General features: G+C 42.9%; 12 protein-coding genes. 7 read left to right on the top strand and 5 right to left on the bottom strand.

Annotated elements, in window-relative coordinates:
• Positions 1-6 precede the first annotated feature (6 nt).
• Positions 7-3,084, top strand: a complete 3,078-nt coding sequence (locus tag FAI40_06500) for a glycosyltransferase (protein ID QCE35013.1) — start codon at positions 7-9, stop codon at positions 3,082-3,084.
• A 10-nt stretch (positions 3,085-3,094) separates the two neighbouring features.
• Positions 3,095-4,081, top strand: coding sequence for a hypothetical protein (locus FAI40_06505; protein QCE35014.1), 987 nt, complete (start codon positions 3,095-3,097; stop codon positions 4,079-4,081).
• Between the two features lie 62 nt (positions 4,082-4,143).
• Here FAI40_06505 and FAI40_06510 read toward each other — a convergent pair whose 3' ends face one another.
• Positions 4,144-6,912, bottom strand: coding sequence for an insulinase family protein (locus FAI40_06510; protein ID QCE35770.1), 2,769 nt, complete (start codon positions 6,910-6,912; stop codon positions 4,144-4,146).
• A 296-nt stretch (positions 6,913-7,208) separates the two neighbouring features.
• Between FAI40_06510 and FAI40_06515 the strand changes: the two genes are divergently transcribed.
• On the top strand, positions 7,209-7,775 hold the full coding sequence (locus FAI40_06515) for a hypothetical protein (protein ID QCE35015.1): 567 nt from the start codon (positions 7,209-7,211) through the stop codon (positions 7,773-7,775).
• Between the two features lie 145 nt (positions 7,776-7,920).
• Positions 7,921-9,063 carry an alpha-hydroxy-acid oxidizing protein gene (locus FAI40_06520; GenBank protein ID QCE35771.1) on the top strand — a complete coding sequence of 381 codons (1,143 nt, stop codon included), beginning with the start codon at positions 7,921-7,923 and terminating at the stop codon, positions 9,061-9,063.
• A 73-nt stretch (positions 9,064-9,136) separates the two neighbouring features.
• On the opposite strand, the gene FAI40_06525 is transcribed toward FAI40_06520, so the two are convergent.
• From FAI40_06525 to FAI40_06535, 3 genes are read right to left on the bottom strand one after another with little or no spacing between them, the layout of a single operon-like run.
• Entirely contained in the window at positions 9,137-9,787 is a 651-nt protein-coding gene (locus FAI40_06525; GenBank protein ID QCE35016.1) for an ABC transporter permease, read from the bottom strand.
• Positions 9,775-10,848 (bottom strand): ATP-binding cassette domain-containing protein, encoded by a 1,074-nt coding sequence (locus FAI40_06530; GenBank protein ID QCE35017.1) that lies wholly within the window; start codon positions 10,846-10,848, stop codon positions 9,775-9,777. Before FAI40_06530 ends, FAI40_06525 begins: the two co-directional genes overlap by 13 nt.
• Positions 10,845-11,651 carry a MetQ/NlpA family ABC transporter substrate-binding protein gene (locus FAI40_06535; protein QCE35772.1) on the bottom strand — a complete coding sequence of 269 codons (807 nt, stop codon included), beginning with the start codon at positions 11,649-11,651 and terminating at the stop codon, positions 10,845-10,847. The genes FAI40_06530 and FAI40_06535 overlap by 4 nt, the downstream gene beginning before the upstream one ends.
• 616 nt (positions 11,652-12,267) lie before the next feature.
• On the opposite strand from FAI40_06535, the gene FAI40_06540 reads away from it, so the two are divergent.
• The 3 genes from FAI40_06540 (at position 12,268) to FAI40_06550 (ending at position 16,248) form a co-directional block, all read left to right on the top strand.
• The gene (locus FAI40_06540) at positions 12,268-13,689 is read left to right on the top strand and encodes an amino acid permease (protein QCE35018.1); all 1,422 of its coding nucleotides are present in this window, start codon (positions 12,268-12,270) and stop codon (positions 13,687-13,689) included.
• Positions 13,690-13,731: 42 nt separating this feature from the next.
• Positions 13,732-15,138 (top strand): amino acid permease, encoded by a 1,407-nt coding sequence (locus tag FAI40_06545; GenBank protein QCE35019.1) that lies wholly within the window; start codon positions 13,732-13,734, stop codon positions 15,136-15,138.
• A 75-nt stretch (positions 15,139-15,213) separates the two neighbouring features.
• Positions 15,214-16,248, top strand: coding sequence for a hypothetical protein (locus FAI40_06550; protein ID QCE35020.1), 1,035 nt, complete (start codon positions 15,214-15,216; stop codon positions 16,246-16,248).
• A gap of 45 nt (positions 16,249-16,293) precedes the next feature.
• Here the strand turns inward: FAI40_06550 and FAI40_06555 are convergent, their stop codons facing one another.
• Entirely contained in the window at positions 16,294-16,833 is a 540-nt protein-coding gene (locus tag FAI40_06555) for a translation initiation factor IF-3 (protein ID QCE35021.1), read from the bottom strand.
• Positions 16,834-16,909 lie beyond the last annotated feature (76 nt).

Genomic DNA, 16,909 nt, shown 5'->3' on the forward strand with positions numbered 1-16,909 from the left:
TTTCGTATGGGCGGAAAAATTTTTCTTTCTTTAAATTTTTCCGAGGATACCACACCGTCTCCTTGGCGCTATTTTGACGTTGAATGGTATGCGCAACATTACGATGGCATTCAAGAAGCGATGCTTGCGCACGGTTATCAGGAAGATGATTACGTTCGCTTTTATCAAGAGATAGGGGCGGGATGGGGACATTCTCCAAATGTTTTTTTTGATGAAATCTGGTTTCGCTCTTCTTTACCAGAGGAAAAATTAGAAACGGAAGAGGGAAGGGCTCTTTCTGGCTTTGCGTTTTATTGTCAAAAAAAAGGTCAGGAGCAATCACCTCATTGGCTTTTTGATGAAAATCTTTATACAAAAAGAGCTTTTGTTTCAGGTGGGGTGAATTTCCAAGCGCTCGGATTTGAAAATGGCTGGGCGCATTATTTAAAAAATGGAGAACAAGAGGGGCTTTCTCCAAGTCCTTTTTTTGATTTACAGCTCGTTGGAAGACTTGCCCGTCTTTTCCCTGCTTATTTTAAGGGGCGGGGACTTCTTGAGGGTTGGTTAAATCTTCCAGCAAAAATTTCAGATTTATATCGTGTCTCTTGGTATTTTGATCCCTGCTTTTATTTGGAGTATTATCCAGAAGCCGCCCAAGAGATTGCGTCTGGCAAATATATCAATGCGTTGCATCGTTATCTTTCCCTCGCACCTTTTAAAAAAGATAATCCTTCTTCAGATTTTGATGAGATTTACTATCGGGAGGCTAATCCAGATATTGTTCCTTTTATTAAAAGAGGAAATTTCCGTAATGGGTTTGATCATTTTTTGCGTTGTGGCGCTCGGGAAGGGCGTTCCCCTTTAAAAGATGTTTCCCTTCGGGCTTATGGCGCATTGCCGATTGTACGCTCTCAATGTGAAAGTGGCGCTTGGGATTCTATTTTTGCCCGTTTTGTTGCTGAGAAAAATGGCTATGCCGCAGAAAGTGGCTTTTTCAGTTCAGAGTTTTCTGAAAATCAAACGAAAACTTATTTTCGGGAAACGGCCGAAGAAGTCTCTAAAAATTTGCTTTTAACGGCTTTTGAAGGCGTTAAAATATTAGATTTTTCTGTGAGAGAAGCGCCTGCTGTCAGCGTTCTGATTGTTGCGCACAATCAAGTTTCTTTGACATTGCAAACGCTTCTTTCTTTACGGAAAAATTATCAGGGCGCAATGGAGGTTATTCTCGTTAATAGCGGATCTGATGATTTCATTAAGGAGATTTCAATTCTTCTTAAAGGCGTTAGAATTGTACATTATGAAGAGAATATAGGTTACCTAAGAGCCTGTAATGAGGCTTATAAACTGGCAAAAGCGCCAAAAATTCTGTTGTTAAATAATGATATTCGTTTTTTTCCGAAAGCTGTGGAAAACGCTTTAGAAATTATGGAAAAAGAGCCTTTGGCTGGCGCTATTTGCGCACGTTTGGTTCGTACGCATATGATGTTGCAGGAAGCTGGATCTATTCTGTGGGAGGATGGTTCGGCTTATGGTTATCGCCGAGAAGATGAGGCGAATGTGCCAGAAGCACTTTTCCAACGGGAAGCTGATTATGGTTCGGCGGCCTTTTTGCTGCTCTCCCGCTATTGGATAGATAAAGCAGGAGAGACACTTTTTGAAACGCTTTATCTTCCAGCCTATTTTGAAGATACAGATTTATGTACGCGGCTTCGAAAAGCTGGTGCAAAAGTTATTTATTCGCCTTCTTGCCTCGTCGAACATTTAGAATTTGGGACGTCAGGCAATAATGATTCGCATATTCTGATTCAGATGAATCTTAGAAAATTTATTGCGCAGCATCGGGAATGGCTTTCGGAGCGTCCGACAAGAAGTGTTTTAAATGCGTCGAAAAGCAGAGATCCAAGCCTTTTTGGAAAAAAAGGGAAAGAACGCCGGCAAATTCTCTTTATTGAAGATTATGTGCCACTGCATCGTTTAGGTTCTGGTTATGGGCGATCAGCAGATATTATTGGGGAAATGGCGACACTTGGCTGGCAGGTAACTATTTTTCCTATTTTTAAAACGACAGAACCTGTTTGGCGGTTTCAGGATGCTTTCCCTGAAACGGTCGAAATTATGTCAGAATGTGGCTTGGAGGACTTGGCGCAGTTTTTAGAAGAACGTGCCGAAATCTATGATCTTGTTTGGGTTGGGCGGACACATAATTGGCATCGTGTTCAGCCTTTCTTTAAACAACAGAATTTAACGATTGCAGCTTTACCTGTTATTTTAGACACAGAGGTGATTGCAGCGCCACGTTTGCTGGCTTATGAAAATTTATATAAGCAAAATTTTGGAAAATCATTCTCAATTTCGGAAATGCGGGATGTAAAAAATCCTCGTTTATTAGAAGAATTAGAAAGAGAATTGCAAGTAACACATCATTGCACAGAAATTGTTTGTGTGAATGCAAAAGATGCAAAACTTGCTGAAGAGGTTGCATGGCCGCCTGTCAAAATATTGGGGCATTTAATGCCGCATTTAGATGTCGGGGGATCTTTCGAATCACGAGAGGGAATTTTATTTTTTGGCGCATTGCATAGCGAGGATTCTCCAAATTATGATTCCCTGTTATGGTTGACTCAAGAGATTTTACCCCTTTTAGATGAGATGAACGGTGGTGTGCCTTTACCTGTGACAATTGCAGGTTTTGTTGCTGAAGGGGTAGATTTGCGTCCGTTGAGTGGACGGAAAAACTTACGTTTTCTCGGCGCTGTTGAGAATCCTGAGTCACTTTTTAACCAACATCGGGTTTTTGTTGCGCCAACAAGATATGCGGGAGGGCTTCCTTATAAATTACATGAGGCCGCTGCGCGGGGCTTGCCGATTGTTGCAACAGATATGCTTGCAGCGCAATTGGGCTGGAAAGATGGGGAGGAACTTTTAGCTGCACCCATTGGTGATAGTCAGAGATTTGCAAAATTAACTTTAGTCCTGAGTCAGGATTCTGTATTGTGGGAAAAATTAAGACAAAAAAGTTTAGAAGCCGTACGTCAAGATTGTGATGTAAAGAAATTTCAACAGGCCTTAGAGGATATTCTCAAGGCAGCTTTAGACGAAAATTGAGTAGATAATTATGGGCGATACGCGACCAAAAGTTAAAGTTCTTATTTGCTGTGGCGGACATTTTGAAAGTCAGGCGAACCGTCAGGTGCGCGAAGCAATGCAAAGCGGGTTTGAAGATGTCTTGGGTGAAGAGCAAGTCATTGCGGTTGATATTTCAGGGGCTGCTTTTGCTATTTCCTCGTGGAAACCTGATCTTGTTTTTGCAACGGGTTCTTATTTGCCAGAAAGTACCTATTTTGGAGAGGTTTCCAGAACAGCGCGTGCGTGTGGTGCGGTAACTGTTTTTTGGGCAACAGAAGATCCTTATGAGCAAGATGCCCATTATCAAATCGCAGATGATTTTGATGTAATTTTTTCTTGCGATCGCTGGGGACATCACTTTTATCAGAGAGATCGTGTTTTCCATCTTCCATTAGCGGCAAGTCCAACCTTGCATTATGGAGAAATTGATTCTTCTGTTGAAAAAACAGTGGATGTGTTCTTCTGCGGGGTGGCGTTTAGCTGCCGAAAAGAAGTTGTGCGCTCGCTGATGCCTGAATTGCAAAAGGTCAAGGTTCGTTTTGTTGGGCCTGGATGGGGAGAATTTGGACCGGGATTCTCTGATGCACGTATTGAAAAGACTCAATTGATTGAACTTTACCGCAGGGCACGTATCGTATTGAATTTGGGGCGTTCGCTTCATTTTGAAAATAAGCGCTTTATGATTGCACCATCGACCCCCGGGCCACGTACATTTGAGACAGCTTTGGCTGGCGCTTTTCAGCTTTTTCATGAGGAAACTTATGAAATGCGGCGCTATTATGATGCCGATGAAATTCCTGTTTTTAACAACCGTCATGATTTCGCTAAATTATTAAAAACCTATTTGGGAAATCCTGAAAAACGTCAGGAGATGGCACGAAAAGCCCAGAAAAGAACGCTTGAAAATCATTTATACCGTCATCGGATTGAGACGATTATGCAGGTTCTTCGAGATGAAAATCTTTTAAAATCTTGAGATAAGTTCTTAAAGAAAATAAGCCCCCATCTTTTTTAAGATGGGGGCTTTTGTTATCCGCCTTATTTTTTAGTTATTTTGCTGACAGATTTTTGTTTAGGCGCAGGTCCTAAGGTAATCCTTGCGAGGTTTTCTGGATGAATCCAACGCTTAAAGGCCGTTTGCACCTGTTCAGGAGTCATGCCTTCAATCGCTTTCATTCTCTCATTCGGCGTATCCATTGGGAGGTCCAGGTCATTCAAAGACATCCAAAGACCTGCAATGCCACTAAAGCTTGCACGGCCAATAAGTGCTGAGCGCAGCAGGGCATCTTTTGCAAGATTGAGTTCATGCTCTGTGGGGGGGGCTTCTTGAAGCTGTTTTAAATCTTTTATGGCATATTTTTCTGCATTTATTGCCTTTTCTGGATCAGAACCAAATGCCATTAGGAAGTTTGCACGGGTCCGTGAATATTGGATAGCGCTGCCAGCACTATAGGCAAAGCCTGTTTTAACACGCAGGTCTTGCAGTAAGCGGGAGGAGAAGCCGCCAGCACCTAGGATTTGGTTTCCAACGGCTAAAGCATGCCGTTCAGGATTATGCACATCAATTTCAAGGTTTTCGACAAGTTTCACTTCATCTTGTGAGCGTCCAGGATCGAGGATTCTGGCCTGGGAAGCTTTGTTCAAGGGGAGTTTCGGTAAATCAATCTTTGGGGTATCACCTTCTTTTTCCCAATTTCCAAAATTTTTCAGAATTTCTTGATAGGCTTCATCTGGATCAATATTTCCGATGATGAAAATCGTTGTTAAGTCAGGACGATAGGCTTTTTTATAAAAATCTTTGATCTGTTGAAGTTGGATTTTTTTGATGGTTTCAGGGGTCGCCTCTCTGAGAGTTGGATCATTGGCAGGAACAAGGGCTTTACGAACAGCTCTGCCAAAATGATAGGCAGGGGATTTCATTTCACCTCTGCGGGCTTCTGCCGCTTCTGCCCGTGTTTTGGTGAATCCAGTTAAAGGGAAGGCAGGTGTAAGTTCATGTTCTGTCAAAAGTGAGAGCGCTTTATCAAAATCTGGCTTACGGGCAGATAGGCTAAAACTGCTCCCTGCGCTTTCAGAAGCGCAAAGCGCATCAAATTCTGTCGCAAGGGCTTTTTGGTCATGTTTCGTGCTGCCATAGAGGAAGAGAGCATCTGTTAAGCTGGAAACGCCTTCTTGACCTTTAGGTTCTTGAAGGGCGGCATTTTGACGGATATCGCCGTAAAGCTCAATGGTATTGCTTACTTTTTCGGGTTGAACGAAGAGTTTGAGACCATTTGGCAGAATATATGTTTTTGGAGGAGTCATTGTGGCTGGCGCATGCGCATGGCCTAAGGCTTTTTCAGCCCATTCTGGTAAAGTGACATCTTCTGCGCTGTCTGAAAGAAGATTTTCTGTCCCTCCAAAGCCTTGAGCCGCAATGGCATGGCCTTTTTCTGAGGGTACAAGAGAAGCTGTCACAACAGTTTGCGTATTGAGCCATTCGTGCAGAAGATCATCAACGTCTTTTTTTGTGACTTTCTCGAAAGCTTTAGAAAGATCGGTGGGGCTATTTAGATGTTGAACCGCTAAAGCCTCGGACCAGCTTTCTGCAAGGCCAGAGATAGAGTTTGCTCTAAACGCAAGGTTAGCAATTTCATTCTTCTTAGAGGCTTCGATTAACTCTTCAGGAATCCCGTTTTTACGATAATTGTTTAAAATAGTTGTGAGTTTGTTTTTTATTTTTTCTCTGGCTTGTCCTTTGGGATAGGCAATGAAGGCGAGGCCCATGCCGCCTTGCGCTTCTGCTTGGTAAGAGAAGCTGGATTCAAGGGCTTCTCCAGCAGGAACAAGGGCAAAAAGGTCTCCCCGTTCGCTGGAGAGCGCATCGGCAAGGATTTGCGCGGCCGCATAGTGAGGATCACGCATTCCTGGCATGCGCCATGCTTGAATTTCAAAAGAAACGGGATAATCCGTTGGGAGGACAATATCTTGCTGTTTAACTTTTTGTGGCTGGATTTCAGGCGCTTCAGGTAAACGTTTTGGTGTAAGATCCTCAAAATGTTTCTTTACCAATTCTAAGGTCTTATCTGGATCAATATCTCCGACAATGACAAGAAGCGCATTATTGGGCGCATACCATGTTCTATAAAATTTGTGGAGATCTTCAGCAGTTGTTTTGTCAAAGGAAGCGCGGTCACCAAGCGCATCACGCTCATAAGGGGTATTTTTAAAGAGAATGGCTCTAAGTTGACTGAGATAACGATAGGCAGGGTTGGAGAGATCCCTTGAAACTTCTTGCTCAATAGCCCCTTTTTCATGTGCCCATTCTTTTGAATCGAGAGAGATGTCTTTCATGCGGTCCGCTTCTATTTTAAGCAGAACTTCTAGATTTTCCGCAGGCGCTTCAAAATAATATTGTGTGACGTCAGAGGTGGTATCGGCATTATTCTGGTTACCGAGTCTGGAGCTGATGGCTGTGAGTTGTTTTTGGCTGATATTCGGTGTGCCGTTAAACATCATATGCTCAAGCGCATGTGCATTCCCCGGGAAATTTTTAGGCGCATTGGCCGATCCGACCGCATAATTGACCATCGTTTGGACAACGGGCGCAAGAGGATCTTGCACAATCGCAACACGCAAACCATTTGGAAGTGTATAGCGGAGTGCAGGTGTGTTGATTGTGTTAGAGGAGACGGCAGAGGTGTCTTTGTCTTGCGTTGTCGCCGCAGCGGGTGCTTGAGAGGGCTGTGATTCTTCTGCATTGACTGTACTGGTAATAAGAGCGGTCGCCATTAAAAATGCAGAAAGAATAGAAGAGCTTTTTAGCAAGGATTGGAATGAAATTTTTGTTGAGAGAGAAAAATGAGTCATAGGGCGTTAAAAGAACTTTCCTTGCTATAAAGGGAAGAATAAATAAAGAAATCTTTAAAGGGCAAATATACTAACGAGCTTTCTTTTTAGTAAAGCCAAGCTTTGTGAAAACTTCTGAGAAATTTTGGTGTTTAACCTAAGAAAAAGTCTTGAGGTGCTTCTCTAAGGCGCTAAAACAAGGCAATGTGGCGCAAGTCGTAAGAAAATGAAGAATTATTTAAGCGTTATGACGTTTAAGGAGACTGAAAGTAAGCATGGATAGAGATGAATTTGCACGAAAAGTTGGCGAATTTGTGCGAAACGGGGCGCAGAAAGCCGGCGAATTTGCGCATAAGGTTGATGATGGCCTGATTGACGGTGTTTTTCAGCCTATTATGGACAGGTTGCTTCCAGGAAAATCTCCATGGCGTTTAGGGCTTAATTTTCAGCTAGGTTCTTTGGTTTTTCTAGGATTTGCCTTTTTTATTTTGCTGATTATTGGGGCCGTTTCTTTAGCGCTTAACTTTTATAATCTTCTTTCTTTTGTGTTCGGACTTGTGCTTTTTCTTGGATTTTCGAGAATGCATATTGTGGAGAGATCCGGCATGGGAAACCCGATGCGTCCAGCACTTTTTGTTTGGCGCGTGCTTTTTTTGATCTCTTCTTTTTATGATGTTTATCAAATTTTATATGATAGAAGTCTTTTAGCGCTCCCCAATGATTTGCAATATATGAGTGATATTGCCTTTGGAATTGGCCTTTATTTCATGGCCTGCCGTGTTGCGCCGCCACGTCAAAAACGGAGAACAATAGAAGCCTATAGTTGGCAGGAAAGTCAGTAAATTCTTTTTCTAAGAACGCTTGGAAGAGAAAATTTTTAGTGATAGCTTAGCGTGCTTAGGGGATACGCTCCAGAAAATTTCTGCTGTGCGAACCATGGATGTTTAGCATCGCCCAGATTTACTGGATGATAAAAAGGTTAAAATGATGATTATTTCTTCCCCTAAAGATTATGAAAAAGTTGCTAAAAATGTCCTTCCACCCTTTCTCTTTGAGTATATTGCCGGGGGAGCAGGGAATGAAACAACCTTGCGCAGTAATCAAAGAGATTTAGCAAGAGTTGCTTTTCGACAGCGAATTCTCAGTGAAGCTGGCAACGTGGATCTCTCGACAACTTTATGGAATCAAAAGCTTTCTTTACCTTTGGTTTTAGCACCTGTTGGCTTAACAGGGATGTATGGAAGGTACGGCGAGGTGGCTGCGGCGCATGCTGCGAAAAAAAAGAATATTCCTTTCACGCTTTCGACAGTAGGGGTTTCACCTGTTGCTAAGCTTGCTAAAAAAGTGGGCCCAAGTCATTTATGGTTTCAACTTTATGTTTTAAAAGATCACGCTTTTATGCGTGATGTTTTGCAACGTGCTTGGAATTCTGGGGTTAGAACCTTGGTTTTTACGGTGGATATGCCAATTCCTGGAGCACGTTACCGAGATAGGCATTCTGGCTTAGAAGGTAATTATGCATGGTTTCACCGGGCCTATCAAATTGCAACTCACTGGAAATGGGCCATTTCTGTTGGGCTTTTAGGAGGGCCACATGATCTAGGCAATATTTCCACCTATATGGGAAAATCAGTCGGTTTGCTCGACTATATGGGCTATCTCAATAAGAATTTTGATCCGTCTATCGGTTGGAAAGATTTGGAATGGATTCGTTCTTTTTGGAAAGGAAAAATGATTCTTAAAGGCATTCTGGATAAGAAAGATGCCAAAGAAGCCGTGCAGTTCGGAGCAGATGGAATTGTTGTTTCCAATCATGGCGGAAGGCAATTAGATGGTGCAATTTCGACTGCAAGGGCACTGCCTGCGATCGCCGATGAGGTTAAGGGACAGATTAAAATTTTAGCCGATTCAGGTATTCGCTCTGGTTTAGATGTGATGCGTATGATTGCGCTTGGGGCAGATGCCGCAATGATTGGACGTTCTTATATCTATGCCTTGGCGAGTGCGGGGGAGGCTGGCGTCACAAACCTTCTCAATATTTATGAAAGAGAAATGCGGATTTGTATGACTTTAACAGGTCAGAAAAGTCTTAAAACGCTAGATCGAAATTGTTTGGCAGCATTGTCTTAAAAATAAAGTAAAAGATTTTGAGATAGAGACGGCGCTTTAAAAAGCGCCGTTTTTTGAGAATTAAAGAAGGAATTTAATGGCGTAGCTTGCGAACAAGCCAGTTCCCTGTCCATTGAATGATGCAGACCATCAAAATAAGCACCGCAACAACCCAGAGCATGACGGTCGTATTAAAACGCTGATAACCATAGCGAATAGCTAAATCACCGAGGCCGCCAGCGCCAATTGTGCCCGCAATAGCAGAGGCACCGACCATTGTAATCAGGGTGACTGTAAGACCCGCAATCAGGGAAGGAAGGGCTTCTGGAATAATCACATGTCGAATAATCGTCAGGCGTGTTCCGCCAATAGCCCGAACAGCTTCGACTAATCCGGTATCGACTTCTGCCATGGAAACCTCTGCAATACGTGCAAAATAGGGAATAGCGGCAATGGAAAGAGGCACAATCGCGGCCTCTGTTCCTAAAGACGTTCCCGCAATAAGGCGTGTGGTTGGAATCAGCAAGACAAGAAGGACGATAAAAGGAATGGCTCTAACAGCGTCAACAAAAAGTTCTACAATTCGAGGCACAACAGGCAGTTTCCAAAGTTTCGCAGGTCCTGTTCCAACAAGGAAGAGGGCAATAGGCCCTCCAAGAAGCACCGCAATAGCCGTTGAGGCGAAAACCATTTCTAAGGTTTGAAGCGTACCAATCCAAATGAGATGTAAAATTATGGGTGACATAACCATCCTAACACCCTGTACGCTTGGGCTCTTTGTGCAATCAATTGAATGGCTTCATCACATTTTTCACCAGTGATGCTGACAATGACGTCGCAGACGGATTCCTCTCCAAGTTCGCTCACGCCTCCCTGTAAAAGGCGTGTTTGTGTTCCAAATTTAATCGCAAGCTCTGAAAAGAGGGGATCTGTAATATGTTTCCCTTCAAGATAAATTCTTAAAACAGCTTCGTTGCATCCTTGTTGACGCATAGGCTGCAATTTTTGCAGCAGATTATCTGGAAGCTGTGGCTGAATTTCTGCGAGGAGCGGTTTTAGAGCAGGGTGATCTGGCTCATTACGTGCAAACTGGCTGAGCGTGCAGTCTTGAATCAGATTCCCATGATCCAGCACAAGAATACGTTTTGCAAAGCGTTTGATGACTTCCATCTCATGCGTAATCAGTAAAATGGTTAGCCCAAATTCTTTGTTAATATCGCTAAGTAATTTCAGAATAGACGCTGTTGATTCAGGATCGAGCGCAGAGGTTGCCTCATCTGAAAGTAAAACGTCAGGATTTGTCGCTAGGGCGCGTGCAATTCCAACCCTTTGCTTTTGACCGCCAGAAAGCTGATGTGGGTATTTTTTCTCTAATCCTCCGAGCCCCACCATTTCAATAAGGTCTTTAACACGTTTTCGAATTTCAGTGCGAGGAGTGCCTGCAATTTGCAGAGGCAGAGAAATATTGCCTTCGACAGTTCGGGAGGTTAGGAGATTAAAATGCTGGAAAATCAGCCCAATTTTACGGCGGACTTTGATTAAACCAGATTCTGGTAAGCCTGTAATATTCGTGCCGTTGACAATGATGTCACCAGCTCCTGGGCGTTCTAAGGCACAGAGGCAACGGATAAGCGTTGATTTTCCTGCACCAGAGCGACCAATTAAGCCAACAATCTCTCCTGTTTTAACAGAAAAGTTAATATCATTTAGCGCAGCCTGAGAGTTAAACCAATGCGAGAGGTGTCTAACCTCTAGCACGGTTTTTTGTTCTACAGCACCACGCAAAGCGGTGGTGGAATGAGTCATGCAGAAAAGGCCGGAATGGTTACGTCATGATAGGCTGTATGAATCGCTTGTGCGACGTCAGGCTGTTGGAAGGATTGCACCAGGATTTTAACCCATGGTTTGTTCAAATCACTATCATTGACAGCAATAAAATTGACGTAAGGATTTTCTTTTAATGCTTCGACACCAATACGGGATTTTGTAATATCGATGCCCGCTTTTTGTGCCCATTCTGTATTGACAACGGCCGCAGCAAGATCAGGCAGAGAACGGCCGACAATCCCAGCATCTAGTTCTTTGATGGTAATATTTTTGGGATTTTCAGTAATGTCCAAAGAGGTTGGATAAGCATCAATATTTTGAGCGAGCTTAATAACGCCTAAATTTTCCAAAAGATGAAGGGCACGGCCTTCATTAGAAGGGTCATTCGGAACGCCGATGACTGCATTTTTTTCTAACTCTTGAGGGGATTTATATTTGACAGAATAAAGCCCAATCGGTTGGAAATAGGTATCACCAATACGTGAGATATGGAAATGCTGTGTTTGTTTCTGTGCATCAAGATAAGGTTGATGCTGGAAGGCATTCGCATCTAAATCATGCTGATCTAAGGCAATATTTGGCGCTGTATAATCAGAAAAAGGAATAACCTGAATCGTTAAATTTGCTTTTTTCGCATTTTCCTGAACAACACGCCAGACATCTTCATCCTCTCCAGCCATGATGCCCACTTTGATTGTTTTAGGCTGTGGGAGAGTTAAGAGTTCTGATGTTTTTGCTGTGGTATCTGCTTTTTCCTGTGCAAAAACGGGACTGTTAAACATCACAGCGCACCCGCACAAAGCAAGGGCTGTGGCCGAAATGGTGCGAAAAAAACCACGGCGCGGGATGCTCGTCATAAGGTAACCTTTGTAATAGTGATAAGGGACTTATTAGAGGCCTATACGTAATTATCCTCTAATGAATTATCTGCTGTAATTTAAACAGTCTATGCAATTTTATACAATCCTCATTCTCAAAAAAAGAGATTTAAGGACCATCTTTTCTTGAAAAAGGAAAGAGATTCCTCTGTAATTCTAAGGATTTTGACTTTAAAGAGAGCGGATATTTTACGGGTTTATTTTCAGATGGCTTGGCCTTGCGCTTGTGAAGATAAAGAAAATATGGCAAAGTCTTGGGAAATTATAAAAATATGTTTTTAATTCAAGGTTTTTGAATGTCCTTAATCCCTTACATCGATGTAACAGCTGTGGGTACAACAATTACAGGCACACCCGTAACAGGTCGTTACGATGGGGAGAAAAAGGATTGCGCTCTGAAAGTTTAAAACTTTAGAAAAAATCAAAGAGCAGCTTAAAAACAGCCTAAAATTCTTCCCCGTCTTTCCTAGAGAGGCGGGTTTTTTTATTGCCTAAAGAAGAAAATTAAAGGATTAAGTAGATGACGCAAGTACCAGAAGTAGAAGCAAAGGCTTCGAAAAAAAAGGGGATGGGACCTTTACAGCTGATTGCGCTTGGGGTTGGTACATCTTTAGGTTCTGGTTTATTTGCGGTTAGCGGTATTGCTGCAGGTCAAAATAGTGGGCCAGCTGTCTCTTTATGCTTTATTATCGGGGCGATTGCCTGTGCTTTGGTAGGGCTGTGTTACGCTGAGCTTTCAACGATGTTTCCAAAGGCTTCTGGGGCATCTTATGCCTATATTTCAGCTGCGCTTGGGGAGTGCCCTGCATGGCTGATGACATGGTGTCTTGTTTCCTCTTACATTCTTTCGATTTCGATTGTTTCTGTGAGTTGGAGTGGCTATTTCGCAGCGTTTCTTGCAAAATGGCATATTTATATTTCTTCTCAAATTTTAGAACCGCTTGGAACGGTTTTGACGTTTGAAAATGGCAGCCATGTACTGGCTTATGGCGTTTGGCCAGGGGTGCTTTTGATTTCTTTGGTGACGCTGATGCTGAGTTCAGGAACAAAAGAATCTATTGGCTGGAATACGTTTTTTGTTGTTTTGAAGATTTCGGTGGTTATTCTTTTTGTGCTGTTTGCCTTGCCTGCGGTTTCTTCGGCAAATTACACGCCTTATATTCCTGCCAACCAAGGCACTTTTGGCCATTTTGGATGGAGCGGTGTTATTTCAGGTGCAGTACTGGTTTTCTTTTCTTACTTAGGATTTGATGTCGTTGCTTCGGCAGGCGCAGATGCACGTAATCCACAACGGGATTTGCCTATTGGGATTTTAGGTGCATTAACAACTTGCGCTATTTTAGCCGTTGGGTTTTCGGCTTGTCTTGTGGGGCTTGTGCCCTATTTAGACCTTGCCAATGATACGAGCCCATTGGCAACGGCAATGTCGCATCTTCAAATTCCGTTTTTAGCTGAATTCCTAAATCTCTGCATTTTACTTGGTTTTACGGCAGGTCTGTACGGGATTATTTATGGGCAAAGCCGTGTTTTACGTCATGTCGCTGAAGATGGTCTCTTGCCGGAGATTTTTGCAAAACGCAATAAGCATCAAGCGCCTTGGGTTTCGATTTTGTTTCTCTCTTTCATTGGGGCTGTTTTGGCAATTCTGATCCCTGTAAGATTGCTCGGTGGCGTGGCTTCTTTGTCTGTTCTTTTGACTTTTTCGAGCGTGTGTCTTTCTTTGATTGTCTTACGCAAACGTCAGCCAAATGCTTTGCGTTCCTTCCGTGTCCCTGGTGGAAAGTGGCTTATTCCGGGGGGAGGGATTTGTGTTTGTGGCACTGGACTTGTCACGGTAGAACCGATTTGCTGGCTTTACTTGGGGATTTGGCTTCTCGCTGGAGGTACGATTTACTTGCTCTATGGACGCAAGCATAGCCGTATGAAACGCAACCTTGCATAAAATTTAAACTCTCAAAATATATTATAAGTTTTTAGGATATTTATGACAGATGAAACACCATCCCACACAGGACGAAAAAAAGGGCTAGGGGCGCTAAATTTAATTGCGTTAGGTATTGGAAGCTCTCTTGGCGCAGGCTTATTTGCGATTACAGGAATTACGGCAGGGCAATTTAGTGGCCCCGCTGTTTCTTTATGTTTTATTTTTGCAGCGATTGCCTGTGGTTGTGTCGGATTATGCTACGCCGAGCTTGCAACCATGTTCACAAAGGTTTCCGGCGCTTCTTACACCTATATTTCAACGGCAATGGGCGAATGTGTTGCGTGGCTTGCAACATGGTGCCTCGTGGCAACTTATATTGTTTCTTTATCTTTAATTTCTGTGAGTTGGAGTGGTTATCTCGGCGCTTTCCTTGCGAATTGGCATGTGATTATTCCAGATAAATTCTTACTGCCTTTAGGGACATCTTTGCCTGCGGGTGGCATGGCTTGGGGCGTATGGCCTGCTTTGTTTATTTTTTCAGTTGTGGCGGCGATTTTATGTCTGGGAACAAAAGAATCTGCTGGATTAAACAATTTTTTTGTTTTTCTAAAAGTCGCTGTTGTGATTATTTTTGTTCTTTGCTGTGTACCCTTCATCATTCCTTCTTATTATGAGCCTTATATTCCTGTTAATCAGGGACATTTCGGCCATTTTGGATGGAGTGGGGTTTTAAGCGGAACGGCTTTTGTGTTTCTGTTTTATCTTGGCTTTGACATTGTTGCTGCCGCAGGGCCGGAAACAGAAAACCCCCGTAAGAATTTACCTATCGGGATTTTGGGGACTTTGTCTTGCTGTGCCTTGCTGGCAGCGCTTTTTTCAGGGGCAATGGTCGGCGTTGTGCCTTATTTAAATTTGGCAGAAGACAGCCATCCATTGGCAACGGCTATGCATGTTTTAAATATGCCTGTAATTGCGCAATGTTTAAATCTCGCCATTTTAGTCGGTTTTCTCGCTGGATTGTATGGGATTATTTTTGGGCAAAGCCGTATTTTGAGCCATATTTCGGATGAAGGATTGCTTCCAGCTGTTTTTGCACAGAAAAATAGCCGGCATGCGCCTTGGTTTGCAATTTTGTTCCTCTCTATTATAGCGGCGGTCTTAGCGGTCTTTCTGCCTCTAAAAGCGCTTGGTAATGTGATTTCGCTTGGGGCTCTTTTGACATTTTTAATGGTTTGCTTGGCCTTTATTATTTTGCGGATACGGATGCCGGATCATCCCAGACCTTTTCAGGTTTTTGGGGGAAATTATTTTGTCCCGATGATTGGGATTGTGTCGTGTGTCGTAGGGACGTTCACCATTGATTTTATAAGCTGGCTTTATTTGGGTATATGGCTTTTACTGGGATTTGCGGTTTATCTTTTTTATGGACGGCGCAAAAGTAAAATGCGCAATGAAAATGTTCTCTAAAAAGAAGAAATCTCTACACTTAACCTTCATGTTACAGGCGGTCGTCTTAAATTGATCTATTGATCTGAGGAAAAAATGAAAAAAGTTTTTGGTAAGCGTTTTTTTAAAGCAGCGCTGGTCGTTTCTTTAATCTGGCCAATCACCTTAACAAAGGTGCAGGCAGAGCAGAAAGGCGTTGTTGATGAGTGGTATGCCCATTTAACAATGGATTTAATGCTTGGGGCAAAATTAGAAGCGGCTGCAATTTATGAAAAGCGTGTGCCTTGGCTGTTTTATTTTTATCCTGCCTTGTCAAAGTTGACACGGGTTCCTGCAACAGGTTTCAATCCAGAGCAGATTATTACGATGAACCCAAAATATGTGGTTCTACCGATAACGTTTAAAGCGCAAGCAGAAACCTTACAACATGCCCATATTCAGGCGTCTGTTTTGGATTTTAAGGATATGGCTGGTTTACTTGCATGTGTTGATGAAAGTGCCAAGCTTGAAAACACCTCAGTCGCCTTTCAGAAAGCTGAAGCCTATCGTGCCTTTGTCACAGAAATTGTTGGCGCAGAGGTTCTTGAAAAAGAAAAAAAGGCTTTGCTAAACGAAAATCGTTTGCGACATTTTTCGTTTTTCTCAAAGAAAGATCAGAGTGATAGAAAGCGAATTTTACATATTTCGTCTTTAAATCCTCTAACCGTAGACGGCAAAGAGACAATCATTGATGAATGGATTTCTTTGGCAGGGGGACAAAATGTGGTTGAGGCTAAAGGAAATAATCATCCTGTGACTTGGGAGCAAGTTTTTGCTTCCAACCCGGATGTGATCATTTTAGGATCAGGTTCTGGCAGTTGGGAGAAAGGCACTGTTCCAAAAGGAGCTGAGTTTTTGCCAGCGATTCAGTCTGGTCATCTTTATCGCAATCCAACAGGAATTTTTCTATGGGATCGTTATGGTTTAGAGTTGCCGCTCCAAATTCTTTGGGCGAAGAATATTCTTGCAGGTAAAAATCCTGATAATTTAGAAATGCGCGAGAAGATGAAAGAATTTTATGGAAGATTTTTTGATCTTCACCCTTCAGAGGAAGTTTTAGGGCAGATACTAAAAGGGGAGACACCACACTGAGTGTTGTGCCTCCTTTTTAGAGAAAAGCCTTGAAAGAGACTTTTCTTATTTTGTTGGTGCTAGCACCATAATCATTTGGCGATTTTCAAGTTTAGGCAGAAGTTCTGCTTTTCCGATTTCGCCAACCTCTTCTCTGAGGCGCTCCATCATTTTTGAGCCGAGCTCTTGGTGTGCCATTTCACGCCCTTTAAAGCGGAGTGAAACTTTCACTTTGTCGCCAGCTTCTAAAAAGGATTGTACGGCACGCAGTTTGACTTGGAAGTCGTGTTCGCCTGTACCTGGGCGAATTTTAACTTCTTTAAGTTCAATGACTTTCTGCTTTTTACGGGCTTCATTTTTCTTTTTTTGCTGCTCGTATTTGAATTTACCGTAATCTAAAATTTTGCAAACGGGCGGAGTCGCCGTTGGACTAATCTCAAGCAAATCCATCCCTTCTGCGTAGGCACGCGCGATGGCTTCACGGATTGGCAAAATACCAATCATCTCACCATCAGCCGCAACAACGCGGACTTGTGGAGTACGGATTTCTTCGTTAAGGCGTGGCCCTTCCTTTGCAGGGGTTTGGGCATGTGGAAGTCGTGCTATGTTCAGATCCTCGCAAACGTAAATAATAACCTACCTTAGAGATTTTTGAATGAGTTAATCTCTAAGATGCTTCTTT

The organism is Acetobacteraceae bacterium, from assembly GCA_004843345.1.
Lineage (GTDB): Bacteria > Pseudomonadota > Alphaproteobacteria > Acetobacterales > Acetobacteraceae.